This window comes from Spirosoma fluviale (genome assembly GCF_900230225.1).
Classification (GTDB): domain Bacteria; phylum Bacteroidota; class Bacteroidia; order Cytophagales; family Spirosomataceae; genus Spirosoma; species Spirosoma fluviale.
Window position 1 is genome coordinate 275,956 of sequence record NZ_OCNH01000002.1, and the last position, 13,252, is coordinate 289,207.

Annotated in this window: 11 protein-coding genes; 6 read left to right on the forward strand and 5 right to left on the reverse strand. The window is 49.6% G+C overall.

Annotated elements, in window-relative coordinates; translation table 11 throughout:
• The first annotated feature begins 53 nt into the window (after positions 1 to 53).
• On the forward strand, positions 54 to 989 hold the full coding sequence (locus CRO74_RS12025; RefSeq protein WP_097126308.1) for a glycosyltransferase family 2 protein: 936 nt from the start codon (positions 54 to 56) through the stop codon (positions 987 to 989).
• 83 nt (positions 990 to 1,072) lie between these two features.
• On the opposite strand, the gene CRO74_RS12030 is transcribed toward CRO74_RS12025, so the two are convergent.
• From CRO74_RS12030 to CRO74_RS12040, 3 genes are all read right to left on the reverse strand, one after another.
• Entirely contained in the window at positions 1,073 to 2,119 is a 1,047-nt protein-coding gene (locus tag CRO74_RS12030) for a ribonucleotide-diphosphate reductase subunit beta (protein WP_097126309.1), read from the reverse strand.
• Positions 2,120 to 2,404: 285 nt separating this feature from the next.
• Positions 2,405 to 3,211, reverse strand: a complete 807-nt coding sequence (locus tag CRO74_RS12035) for an HNH endonuclease (RefSeq protein WP_245877829.1) — start codon at positions 3,209 to 3,211, stop codon at positions 2,405 to 2,407.
• A gap of 222 nt (positions 3,212 to 3,433) precedes the next feature.
• On the reverse strand, positions 3,434 to 3,925 hold the full coding sequence (locus CRO74_RS12040) for a transposase (RefSeq protein WP_179830181.1): 492 nt from the start codon (positions 3,923 to 3,925) through the stop codon (positions 3,434 to 3,436).
• A 237-nt stretch (positions 3,926 to 4,162) separates the two neighbouring features.
• Here CRO74_RS12040 and uvrA point away from each other — a divergent pair, with 237 nt between their 5' ends.
• From uvrA to CRO74_RS12065, 5 genes are all read left to right on the forward strand, one after another.
• Positions 4,163 to 7,078 carry an excinuclease ABC subunit UvrA gene (gene uvrA / locus CRO74_RS12045; protein WP_097126311.1) on the forward strand — a complete coding sequence of 972 codons (2,916 nt, stop codon included), beginning with the start codon at positions 4,163 to 4,165 and terminating at the stop codon, positions 7,076 to 7,078.
• Between the two features lie 46 nt (positions 7,079 to 7,124).
• Entirely contained in the window at positions 7,125 to 7,517 is a 393-nt protein-coding gene (locus tag CRO74_RS12050) for a hypothetical protein (RefSeq protein WP_097126312.1), read from the forward strand.
• 95 nt (positions 7,518 to 7,612) lie between these two features.
• Positions 7,613 to 8,263 (forward strand): transposase, encoded by a 651-nt coding sequence (locus CRO74_RS12055; RefSeq protein WP_097126313.1) that lies wholly within the window; start codon positions 7,613 to 7,615, stop codon positions 8,261 to 8,263.
• Entirely contained in the window at positions 8,250 to 9,548 is a 1,299-nt protein-coding gene (locus tag CRO74_RS12060; protein ID WP_218840214.1) for a metal-dependent hydrolase family protein, read from the forward strand. Before CRO74_RS12055 ends, CRO74_RS12060 begins: the two co-directional genes overlap by 14 nt.
• Before the next feature lie 282 nt (positions 9,549 to 9,830).
• Positions 9,831 to 11,117, forward strand: a complete 1,287-nt coding sequence (locus CRO74_RS12065) for a citrate synthase (protein WP_097126315.1) — start codon at positions 9,831 to 9,833, stop codon at positions 11,115 to 11,117.
• Between the two features lie 102 nt (positions 11,118 to 11,219).
• Here the strand turns inward: CRO74_RS12065 and CRO74_RS12070 are convergent, their stop codons facing one another.
• Both CRO74_RS12070 and recA read right to left on the reverse strand, forming a co-directional pair.
• Positions 11,220 to 11,864 carry a transposase gene (locus tag CRO74_RS12070; protein WP_097126316.1) on the reverse strand — a complete coding sequence of 215 codons (645 nt, stop codon included), beginning with the start codon at positions 11,862 to 11,864 and terminating at the stop codon, positions 11,220 to 11,222.
• A gap of 134 nt (positions 11,865 to 11,998) precedes the next feature.
• Positions 11,999 to 13,093: a recombinase RecA gene (gene recA / locus CRO74_RS12075; protein ID WP_097126317.1), complete on the reverse strand. Its 1,095-nt coding sequence runs from the start codon at positions 13,091 to 13,093 to the stop codon at positions 11,999 to 12,001.
• Positions 13,094 to 13,252 lie beyond the last annotated feature (159 nt).

A 13,252-nucleotide genomic window follows, 5' to 3' on the forward strand; every position in this document is an offset into this window, starting at 1 on the left:
CACGATTAATTAGATTTACAATCGCGTGTTCTCAACCGTGCTACTTTTGCCAAATGACCCCTCGTAAAGTCTCCATTATCCTGCTCAATTACAACTCGCATCAGTTCACCTATGACTGCGTCGATTCGATTCTCGGAAAGACCGCATCCGTAGCCAGCGGTGGTGTTGATTATGAGATTGTCATTGTTGATAATAACTCAAGCGCAGCAGATTATGAAGCACTGAAACCCATTGTCGGGCGCGGCCCAACCATTCAGCTCATTCGCAGTAGAATAAATCTTGGCTTTTCGGGCGGCAATATGCTGGGTGTTCAACGGGCCGACCCAGCGGCCGATTATTACTATTTTCTGAATAACGACTGCGTGTTACGAACCGACGTATGCACGCAGTTGGCCGCCTTTATGGACAGTACGCCCGATGCGGGTCTGTGTGGCGCGCAGATGTTTTCCGGCGACGGCTCCCGGCAGGTGACCTTTGGCTATTTGCCCACGCTGGGTAGTAAAATTCTCGGCCACGGGTTTGTTCGGTCGCTCAATCCCACGCTGTACCCGTCCGTCCGGCAGGTGTATACCGAACCGTTGCAAGTGCCGTTTGTGATGGGTAGTACGCTCTTCGTCCGGGCGTCGGCTTTCAATCTGATTGGCGGCTTCGACGTGGCCCATTTTCTGTACGTTGAAGAAGAGGACCTCGCTAAGCGGCTGCTGCTGAAAGGCTATAAGTCGTATCTGGTCCCTCAGGCCGAGTATGTGCATTTTACCGGACAAAGCACAACCCGAAACTACGACATTGAGAAAGAATATTATATCTCGCTCTTTCATTACTTCCGGAAGTACCACACCTGGCTCGAACGGGCTTTGTTTAGGGCGTATTACTTCATTAAAAACGGCCGTAAGTTTCGCCGGGACCCTATTTATGGCCGTTTGGCCTGGTTTATCGGGCGGGGCAGCCCCATGCGGGAAAGTTTGCGATACCGTCAGGTAATCAATTAGAAAAGGAAATGGGTTTTGGTATAAAACAAACGCCACATCTTAGAGACATGGCGTTTGTTTTATACGGAAAAGTCAGTAAAAAATTAAAAGTCAGCGTCGAACGTAATGCCTTTGGGCTCTTCCGCAACAGCAACAGGGGCTGGGTTTTCGGCGTCCTGTGACTGCGAAGCGGCTTTCATTGCTTTGAACTTCGACATCACTTCGCCCCGCTGGTACTCGCCCACGCGCTTCTCGAAGAAGTTGGTTTTTCCCTGTAGCGAAATCATGTCCATGAAATCGAAGGGGTTGTTCACGTTGTATATTTTCCGCAGACCAAGCGTGACCAGCAGGTGGTCGGCTACGAAGGCAATGTACTGCTTCATCAATTCGGCGTTCATACCAATGAGCGACACGGGCAGCGCATCGGCCACGAACTCCTGCTCAATTTCGACCGCGTTCCGAATAATGTCGTAAATCTCCGACTCGGGTAATTTGTTGACAATGTGGTCGGTGTAGAGCATACAGGCGAAATCGCGGTGCAGGCCTTCATCGCGGGAGATCAGTTCGTTGGAGAACGTCAGGCCGGGCATCATGCCCCGCTTCTTGAGCCAGTAGATGGAGCAGAACGAACCCGAGAAGAAAATTCCTTCGACCACGGCAAAGGCAATGAGCCGCTCGGCAAACGAGCCGTTGTCGATCCAGCGCAGGGCCCACTCGGCTTTTTTCTGCACGCAGGGAATGGTGTCGATAGCGTTCAGGAGCCGGTCTTTCTCGACAGGGTCTTTAATGTAGGTGTCGATCAACAGGGAGTAAGTCTCGGAGTGGATGTTCTCCATCATCACCTGAAAGCCGTAGAAGCATTTCGCTTCGGCGTACTGCACCTCCGAGAGGAAGTTGACAGCCAGGTTTTCGTTCACAATACCATCCGATGCGGCAAAGAACGCCAGCACGTGCGAGATGAAGTGGCGTTCGCCGTCGTTGAGGCTGTTCCAGTCTTTCATGTCCTGGCCGAGGTCGATCTCTTCGGCAGTCCAGAACGATGCTTCGTGGGTTTTATAGTATTCCCAAATGTCCCAGTGTTTAATGGGGAACAGTACAAAGCGGCCTTTGTCTTCTTCTAAAATCGGTTCAATTACGTCAGTCTGTACCATGTATCTGGAATGCGTTGTTTTATGGAAATGTTCAACCGGGCGAATGGGCTGAACGTATGTCTAAGCTATGAAAATCAGATTAACAAAATTAACCGTTCTGACCGCTTCTGCAAGCCGAACAAGCTATAGAATCAGGATGATATAAATGATGGAAGGAGGTATCGTATTGTAAATCAGAAACTTACCGTTCTAAGTTAGGAGGAAGTTCTTGAAATAGTTCAGTGTTTATATAAATACAGGACTTGAGAGGAAGTACATGGTAAATGCTAACATTTATAGAGGATTCTAAAGCTCAAATTGCTTTAGTCGATATTCTAAAAACTCTTTTCTGGGTTGATACGACTTTGGTAGTAGAATAAGGTGACGCTCGAAGCGTCCAAAGAACTGCTGATAGAATTCCTTCGTTGTATGCCCTTTCAATTGCTTTGATAGCAGTAGCTTGTAGTCGGTATCAATACAAATAAGACCTTTCTCGTAGGCGCGGTCATATAAGTTCGATAAGCAAATTCCATTTTCGGGATTGAGCCGTTCATGCTCATTTTCAGCCCAAGGAACTATATGCCCGGCAACCAGTAACTCAGGCAAATCAATGCCTGAAATGGCACACCGACTTTCGTACGTTTTCAAAATCATTTGCCTGAAAACGTTTTGGTTAACCCGGGTTTTTACCAATCGCGTCTTCATCTCGCCTTTCAGATCTTTAAGGTCGAACTCGATTTCCGGATAGGCTTCTTCTAGGGTTTCATGTTTGTATTCAGCCAGAATCCGTTCGCTTTCAAAAATTAACTCTTCCTGGTTGTTGATGAATTCGTCCCAGATGGGTTTTACCTGACTGTAGCCTCCGCTCATTCCTTTTACACCACGATTCTGATGATAGGGATCAACACTGGCAAAATTAGTAAGTCGCATCGCCACTGAATCTGGTGTACGACGGCCCAAAATGGCTGCTAACTCTTTCACCTTGGCATTACTCTTATGCATCTGCCCAAAAGGTAATTTCAGATACAGGTTAAACGCTACTATGAGTTCTTCACGAGTCCAATTAGGAGATTTTGCCATGCACGAAAGTAAGCGTTTTGTTTTGATCGCCATGAGTACTTTGTCTCAAAGCCAGCGTTTCACCCCGCCGTGATGTGAGCAGGTGCCCTGCCCACCCTTGTAGAGACCGCACCGGAATGCCGGACCACGGTGGACCGGCATTCCCTCGCGTCTTCTGTGCGTCAGCAACACGTATGCGTCAGTTGCATGTGATATATTGAAATTTTAACGGCATACCCAAAACCATCCGGTCAGGAGACGCAAGGGATTGCGTCTCTACATGTATAACCCCTCTGGGTTTTCTAAATCCTGTAACCATTGGGCAGGGTTGTTCTCGATGTAGTGGCGGATTCTATTTAGTTCGTTATCGTTACGGATAACACGGTCGTAATACTTTGTCTGCCAACAAAAAAGGATATTATTAGTGGTGGCGTGTGCTTTTACGCCTGATTTAAAACCTCGTAAAATAGACGCCAGATTTTGACTTTGCGGGCCAAATGTGTTTGGCTCCCAGTTGTCGTATTCAGGTTTATTGATGAAAAGAACGCCATGAAGGTGGTTAGGCATAAGTTGGAACGCATCCAGCTTAACAAAAGGCGAAAATGTAGGAATAGAAAGCCAGCCGTCAATGGTTCGCTGGCCAATGATTGTAGGTTGGATAACAGGTTCGCCGTTAATTAGAGCAATATCGCCAAAATAGGGTGCTTTATCCTTCGTACAAATGGTAACGAAATAGGCACCATTTGCTCCGTAGTCATAGGTTGCCAATCGGGAAGAGGCAATCCTGTATTTATTCTGAAATTTGAATTCACCCATCGTTTTATTTTTTTGTCTTGTAGAGACGCAATCCCTTGCGTCTCCTATGCGCCAGCCCTACACAAGCGTCAGCCCATAAGACGAGAAAAAAACCAGCTGGTCAGATTGCTGACGCATAAGGAGACGCGAAGGGTCGCGTCTCTACATTTCCCGGAAACTAGCCCCGCTCGTTTTACGTTGTTGTTTAGAATGAGCCAACCGAACGTGACAGAAGAAAAAACGACCGAGCGCCAGGCCGGTCTGACTGATATTGATCTGACAGGCTACGACCAGATTGAAGTGCTGGGAGCCCGTGAACATAATCTCAAAAACATCGACGTCGTTATTCCCCGCAACAAGCTGGTGGTCGTGACGGGTATCAGCGGAAGCGGCAAATCGTCGTTGGCCTTCGATACGATTTATGCCGAGGGGCAACGCCGATACATGGAGAGCTTTTCGGCTTACGCCCGCTCGTTTATCGGCGATATGGAGCGGCCCGATGTGGATAAGATCAACGGTCTGAGTCCGGTGATTTCCATCGAGCAGAAAACGACCTCCAAAAACCCCCGCTCTACGGTAGGCACGACCACCGAAATCTATGACTTTCTGCGTCTGCTCTATGCCAGGGCGGGCGAAGCGTATTCGTACGTAACGGGTCGGAAGATGGAACGGCAGTCGCAGGACCAGATTATCGATACGATTCTGGAGCAATATGAGGGAAAAAAGATCACCCTGCTGGCTCCTATTATCCGAAGCCGAAAAGGGCACTACCGCGAATTGTTCGTGCAGATCGCCAAAACGGGCTATACTAAGGTCCGGGTAGATGGCGTGGTGCAGGACATCGTGCCGAAGATGCAGCTTGACCGCTACAAAATCCACGACATCGAAATCGTTATTGACCGACTCGTTCCAAAAACGGAAGACCGCTACCGGCTCAGCCAGTCGATACAAACGGCGATGAAGCAGGGTAAAGGTGCCATGCAGATGCTGGACGCCGACGGAAAACTGGTGTATTTCTCGCAGAACCTGATGGACCCCGAATCGGGCATCAGTTACGACGAGCCCTCGCCCAACTCGTTTTCGTTCAACTCGCCCTACGGGGCCTGTCCGGTTTGTAATGGCCTGGGCGTCATTGAAGAGATAACGGAAGAATCGGTCATTCCTGATAAGTCGCTGAGTATTAGTCGGGGAGCCATTGCGCCCCTGGGCGAATACCGTGAACTGTGGATATTTAAGGAGATCGAAGCAATTCTGAAAAAATATAAGCTGAACCTGACCTCGCCCGTGAACAAGTTTCCCGACGATCTGATGCATGCCCTCATGTACGGAACGGAAGAGGAAGCTACGGTGCCCTCCAAAAAGTACGTTGGCGAGGACTATTATAGCTTTAAGTTCGAAGGCATTGTCAATTTCCTGAAACGGCAGCAGGAAAACAGCACCGATAAAATTCAGGAATGGCTCAAGGACTTTATGGTGATAAAGTCCTGCCCGGAATGTCACGGTGCCCGATTGAAGAAAGAATCACTTTTCTTCAAGATCGACGAGAAAAACATCTCTGAACTGGCCCGGATGGACATTTCTGAACTGACGGCCTGGTTCGAGGGGGTTGAAGACCGTATGACCAACCGGCAGAATGTGATCGGCAAGGAAATCCTGAAAGAGATTCGTAAACGGATTGGCTTCCTGCTCGATATTGGTTTGGATTACTTAACACTTGACCGCCCGTTGCGGACGCTATCGGGTGGTGAAGCACAACGTATCCGGCTGGCGACCCAGATCGGGACGCAGTTGGTGGGTGTGCTCTACATCATGGACGAGCCGAGTATTGGTCTACACCAGCGCGACAACGTGAAACTGATCGACTCGCTGAAGAACCTGCGTGACCTCGGCAACACCGTTCTGGTAGTGGAGCACGACAAAGACATGATGCTCGAATCGGACTTTATCCTCGATATTGGCCCTGGTGCCGGGCGGCATGGCGGGCAGGTGGTTAACCAGGGAACGCCCGCCGAATTTCTGCAAAACAAGTATGTCGGCGTAGCGGGCAGCAGCACCACCGCCGATTACCTGAGCGGCCGACGCGCCATTGAAGTGCCAAAAGAACGCCGGAAAGGAAATGGTAAATTCCTCGTCATCAAGAACGCAACGGGTCATAACCTCAAGAACGTTACCCTCCGCTTGCCGCTTGGCCGGATGGTGACTATTACGGGCGTGTCGGGCAGTGGCAAGTCGTCGTTGATTCACGAAACCTTGTTTCCAATTCTGAATCGCCACTTTTTCCGGTCGAAGCGCGAGCCGTTGGCATTTAAAACGGTGGAAGGACTGGAACATCTGGACAAAGTAATCGAGGTCGATCAGTCGCCCATTGGCCGGACACCCCGCTCAAATCCGGCGACCTACACTGGTATGTTCTCGGAGATCAGAACCCTGTTTGCCGAACTGCCCGAAGCGAAGATCCGGGGGTACAAACCTGGTCGGTTCTCGTTCAACGTGAAAGGGGGGCGGTGTGAGGGTTGCGAGGGGGCGGGTATGAAGAAGATCGAAATGGAGTTTCTGCCCGATGTTCACGTCATGTGCGAAACCTGCAAAGGCAAGCGTTTCAACCGCGAAACGCTGGAAGTGCGCTTTAAAGGCAAATCCATTGCCGATGTGCTCGACATGACCGTTGAACAGGCGCTGGATTTCTTTGCCAGCCAGCCCAAAATTCTCCGCAAAGTAACGACGCTGAACGATGTGGGTCTGGGCTACATTACGCTCGGCCAACACGCCACGACGTTGTCGGGTGGAGAAGCCCAGCGCGTTAAACTCGCCGAAGAATTGTCTAAAAAAGATACCGGCAAGACACTTTATATTCTTGATGAACCGACGACCGGTCTGCATTTTCAGGACATCTCCCATCTCCTCGACGTGCTCAATAAACTGGCTAACAAAGGAAATACCGTGTTGATCATCGAGCACAACCTAGACGTCATCAAAGTATCGGATCACCTCATCGACCTCGGTCCTGAGGGGGGTAACAAAGGCGGGTATATTATTGCCGAAGGCAGCCCGGAAAAGGTGGCTGAGGTTAAAGGAAGTTACACCGGTAAGTTTTTGAAGATGGAATTGACCGGAGAAAAGGTGTAAAAGCTGTTATCTTCGCTGGTCTAATACAGCCTGAGAAAACAGTTTTATGCGTAACCCTTTTTTTTACATCTTACTTTTGGTGCTGGTCGTTCTGGACGGCTGGCTATTGTCGCACCCCAACCTTATTGGTAAGGCTGGGGTGTTCTTTTTTGAGTACTCGTACCTCGAAACGTTCCCCAAAGCATTGGGAACGGTATCGGTAGTTGTGGGACTGTGTCTGCTCATCGTCTGGGCGGTTGGGCAGTTAAGCAAGCCGGTGGCACTGGGCATCACGGTAGCCCTCCTGGCGGCATCGGCCTATTATTTATTCCAGAGTTTCACACAGTACAACACAGGTATCTACAAGCTAACGGGTGCAGGCTTCCGGGCCGGGGCCATTCTGCTACCAGGGTTGATTGTACTGATATTTGGGGAGGGTTTGCTCCGGCGGGTAAGGTAAGAGGGTACCCGACAGCATCTTGCTGTCGGTGTGTAGGTTATTTTGTGTACTTTACACACCGACAGCAAGATGCTGTCGGGTACAAGTGTAAAAACATGAACGAACCTTTTCGTGACTTTTACCGAACTAAACTGCCCCACATTCAGCCGCTAGGTGGAACGTTCTTCGTGACATTTCGACTGGCTGACTCATTGCCGCAGTCAATACGAAAGGTGTTACAGGAAGAGTTTAATTGGCTACACAAACAGCTTCTGATGCAGTCTGATTACACACCTGATAAGTTAGACAGACTCCATCGTCAGTTTTTTGGACGGTACGATGCCCTTCTCGATAAATTAGATAATGGTGCTGATTATTTAAGGCTTGACGCAATCGCACGTGTTGTTGCCGATGCGTTACATTTTTTTGATGAAAAGAAGTACGATCTGATTGCCTTCACGATTATGTCGAATCATGTGCATGTTGTGTTTGCGCTTCATCCTGTTCCTGAAGCCAGACCAGCCATCACCCTTGACAAAGTAATGCATAGCCTGAAGAGCTTTACAGCTACTAAGTGTAACGAATTACTTGATAAATCAGGCCGTTTCTGGGAGCACGAAAGCTACGACCGCTTGGTGCGCGACCGCAACGAACTCCACCGCATCGTACAATATACCCTGCAAAACCCCGTGAAAGCGGGACTCTGCCAGCACTGGCAGGATTGGAAATGGACTTACATAAAACCTGAATACAATGACTTTGAGTAAATGGCTACTAATGTTCCTGCTTGTACCCGACAGCATCTTGCTGTCGGTGGGAAAAACGAATTATAATGTACCTCGCCGTCAGCAAGATGCTGTCGGGTACCTCCTCCGACCCGACCGCGTTTTCGATGGCGAAACCATGCACGAAGGCTGGGTGGTGCGGGTAAAAGACGATAAAATTGAAGCCGCCGGTCCGGCCGGCAGCGTTTCGGCAACGGGTGCTACGGTGGTTGATCTGAAAGGCACGACACTAACGCCCGGTTTGATTGAAGGTCATTCGCATTTGCTGCTGCACCCGTATAACGAAACGCCCTGGGATGATCAGGTGCTGAAAGAAGCCCGGTCACTGCGGGTGGCGCGAGCCACCGTTCACGCCCAGAAAACGCTGATGGCGGGCTTTACCACCGTGCGGGACTTGGGTACCGAAGGGGCCGATTATGACGATGTAGGTCTGAAACAGGCGATTAACAAAGGCATTATTCCCGGTCCGCGTATGATGATCGTGACGCGGGCGCTCATTGCCACGGGCAGTTACGCGCCTAAAGGATTCAGCCCGGATATCGACGTGCCGCAGGGTGCCGAAGAAGCCGATGGGCACGACGCGTTGATTCAGGCTGTTCGGCGGCAGATTGGCAAAGGGGCCGATGCCATAAAAATCTACGCCGATTACCGCTGGGGCCTCATGGCCGAAGCCCGGCCAACCTACACGCTGGAGGAGATTAAGCTCATCGTCGAAACCGCCAGAAGCAGTGGTCGGGGCGTGGTGGCCCATGCCAGTACGGCAGAAGGCATGCGTCGGGCCATTCTGGGGGGCTGCGAAACGGTTGAGCATGGCGATGCCGGAACCCCCGAAATCTTTGCCCTCATGAAACAGCATGGTACTGCTCTTTGCCCTACGCTGGCCGCTGGCGATGCCGTTAGCCAATATCGTGGCTGGAAAAAAGGGCAGGACCCCGAACCCGAGCGGCTTAAACAAAAGCGGGAGATATTCAAACAGGCACTGGCAGCGGGCGTTACCATTTGCGCCGGGGGCGATGTGGGCGTTTTCAGTCATGGCGACAATGCCCGCGAACTCATCATGATGGTGGACTATGGAATGAAGCCCCTCGATGTGATGCGCTCGGCCACGTCCATCAATGCCGACGTTTTCAAATTGACAGATCGTGGGCGAATTCGGCCGGGTTTATTGGCTGATCTGGTGGCGGTGCAGGGCGATCCAACAAAAACGATTACGGATGTGCAACGCGTTCAGATGGTTATGAAGGGGGGCGTTTTTTCGAAGCGTTGACCGGTAAACTTATGGGAAAAAGTTTCGGTTATAGCTTAATACAAACGTAACACGGCTTTTTTTAGACAATTTCATCTGTCGTTTGGGTTTTTGGACTAATTTCGCCCGACGTGGTCTTACCTCACCGAGCCTTTGGTTCGGTGGATTCGTTTCGTTGGTTCTGTGCCTGTTTTAGGAAAGGTGCAAATGTTCCGGTAAAACGGGTTCATCCCATAAAGGGGTAGCCAAATGCTTAAAAAAAAGCCTAACTCATTATCTCTAGATTCTCTACCCTGTTTTTGTATGGCAAACTCCGCTGAATTAACCGTCGATGGTAAAACGTATTCATTTCCAACCTTAGAGGGAACCGAACATGAAAAAGCCTTCGACATCTCGAACCTTCGTGATCAGACCGGCTACGTTACCTTAGATCGTGGTTATAAAAACACCGGTGCCACCAAAAGTGCCATCACATTTCTGGATGGTGAACTGGGCATTCTGCAATACCGAGGGTATTCTATTGAAGATCTAGCCGCTAAGGCCTCATTTCTGGAAGTTGCCTATCTGTTAATTTATGGTGAGCTGCCAACACAGGAGGAGTTCACCACTTTCGAAACGGCCATTCGGCGGCACACGCTGGTGAATGAGGACATGCGGAAAATTTTTGATGGTTTTCCGGTTAAAGCGCACCCAATGGGCGTTCTGGCATCGCTGGTAAGCGCCATGAGTGCTTTCTATCCCGATCTGGAAAGTGGTAAGGAAGAAGACAAAACCGACTTACACATCATCCGGTTGCTGGCTAAACTGCCAACCATTGCGACCTGGTCATACAAACGGGCGCTGGGTCACCCAACCAACTACCCCAAGAATACCCTCGACTACATCCCGAACTTCCTGAATATGATGTTCTCGCTGCCGGTCGAAGACTACAAAGTTGATCCGGTCGTTGCCGAAGCGCTGAATGTTCTCCTTATCCTTCACGCCGACCACGAGCAAAACTGCTCCACATCGACGGTTCGTCTGGTAGGTTCATCGCAGGCGAATATCTATTCGTCTATTTCGGCCGGTATCAGTGCGTTGTGGGGGCCGTTGCACGGCGGTGCCAACCAGGAAGTAATTGAAATGCTCGAAAACATCAAAGCCGACGGTGGCGATGTGTCGAAGTATGTGGAAATGGCCAAAAATGCAAAAACAACGGGCTTCCGTTTGTTCGGATTTGGCCACCGCGTTTATAAAAACTTCGATCCTCGCGCCAAGATCATCAAAAAAGCTGCCGACGATGTACTGGCTAAGCTAGGCGTAAACGACCCCGTGCTCGAAATCGCGAAAGGCCTGGAAGAAGCTGCCCTGAACGACGAGTACTTCGTATCGCGCAAGCTGTACCCCAACGTCGATTTCTACTCGGGGATCATTTACCGGGCGCTGGGCATTCCAACGAACATGTTTACGGTGATGTTTGCCATCGGTCGCTTGCCGGGCTGGATTGCTCAGTGGAAAGAAATGCGCGAAACGAAAGAGCCCATTGGCCGTCCGCGTCAAATATATACCGGCTCTACCCTGAGGGAGTTTGTCCCCCTGGAGAAGCGGTAAAGTTTTTTTAGTATTGTAGTACCGACCGTCCCGGTCGGGTGTGAATGTAGCTGACTAATTTCGGCTACGTCACTCCCGACCGGGACGGTCGGTACTACACACTTACGAAAATTCATCATACTCCGGCTTCAGGTACGTCCATTTCCAGCTTTTCCAATCACTACATAAATTAGCTTTGACTGGATTGCTCAATATGTATTTTACGATACGACGTAACTCGTCATTATCACGCACCAGACGGTCATAAGTTTCTTCTTCCCAGAATTCACCATTTAGTTTTAATGCCTTATTTGCTTCATGTGCTGAAAAGCTCTTGATTGAGTGCATCAACTTTTTTAAGGTGTTACCCTTTCCAGCATCTGTACTTTCAGAAATGAGCGTAAAAACCGCATGAACATGATTAGGCATTATGCAATAGGCAATCAGGTCAATTCTATTGCCGTCCCAGAAATGTAAAGAATCTGCTATTATCTGGGCTACGGCTGTGTTTGATAAGTAATCAGGACAGTAAGTACACAAATCCAGTAGTGCATCGAATTGGCCAAAGTACCTTCGATTCAGTTCATCATTAACTGTGATTGAATACGCATCAGATTTTTGTAGGCGTTGTTTTTCAATTGAATACTCTTCCCGAAGTTGTTGCTTAATTAATACCGGAAGTGAGTTATGAAGCCAGTAAGTAACGAAGAACGTTCCAAATAGCGGCTGGATGTGAGGGAGTTTACGACGGTACACTTCGGAGTCCATATGTGTAGGACAGCCATCTTATGTTACTGTCACACTCTTGTAAAACCGACCGTCCCGGTCGAGTGTGAATGTAGCTGACTAGTTTCGGCTACCTCACACCCGACCGGGACGGTCGGTACTACACCAAAAAACTATTAATCGTCAATCTCACCTTCGTCGTTATCGGCGGTGGCGGCAAGGATAGGATCGAGGAGAGCATCCTGATCGTCGGCGATCTTCGCGCGGATCTTGCCTTCAATTTCGCCCATCAGTTCGGGGTTGTCGAGGAGCAGTTCCTTCACGGCATCGCGGCCCTGTGCCAGACGGCTGGTGCCGTACGAGAACCAGGAACCCGATTTCTTCACGATTTCCATTTCAACGGCCAGATCGAGAATCTCACCGACTTTAGAAATGCCCTGCCCGTACATAATGTCGAATTCGACCACTTTGAAAGGAGCGGCCAGTTTATTCTTGACGACCTTAACTTTGGTGCGGTTACCCACAACATTGTCTGCACCTTCTTTGATCTGCCCGATACGACGGATGTCCAGACGAACCGATGCATAGAATTTCAGGGCGTTACCACCGGTGGTCGTTTCGGGGTTACCGAACATCACACCGATTTTTTCACGTAGCTGGTTGATAAAAATACAGCAGCAACCGGTTTTGTTGATGGTACCGGTCAATTTCCGTAATGCCTGCGACATCAGACGGGCCTGAAGCCCCATTTTGCTTTCGCCCATTTCGCCTTCGATCTCGGCTTTCGGTACAAGAGCAGCTACGGAGTCAATAACGATAATATCAATAGCACCGGAGCTGATGAGGTGTTCGGCGATCTCAAGCGCTTGCTCACCATTGTCAGGTTGCGAGATAAGCAGGTTTTTAACGTCGATACCCAGCTTTTCAGCGTAGGTGCGATCAAAAGCGTGTTCGGCATCAATGAACGCTGCCAGCCCACCGGCTTTCTGTGCTTCGGCAATCGCGTGTAATGTCAGCGTTGTTTTACCTGATGATTCCGGTCCGTAGATTTCAACAACACGGCCACGGGGTAATCCGCCAATGCCGAGGGCTAAATCCAGGCCCAGGGAGCCCGTTGAGATAACCGGAACGTCAACGACTTTGCTTTCGCTCAGGCGCATAACAGTGCCTTTACCAAAGGCTTTATCCAGTTTCTCGATGGTTGTTTGAAGGGCTTTTAGTTTACTGTCATTAGCAGATGCTGTGGCTTGCGCCGTATCTGATTTTGCCATGTTAGGATGGTTGTTTAAACAGATAAAATTACCCAAAAACGGGCAGATTACCAAATGACTTTTGAAAATAGTTAAGGGGTTTTCAGGCTTCGTTTGTGCAAAATAATATAGCCTAAAAAAGCCTGTCAACTAACTCATTTTCAAGATAGTCGACAGGCT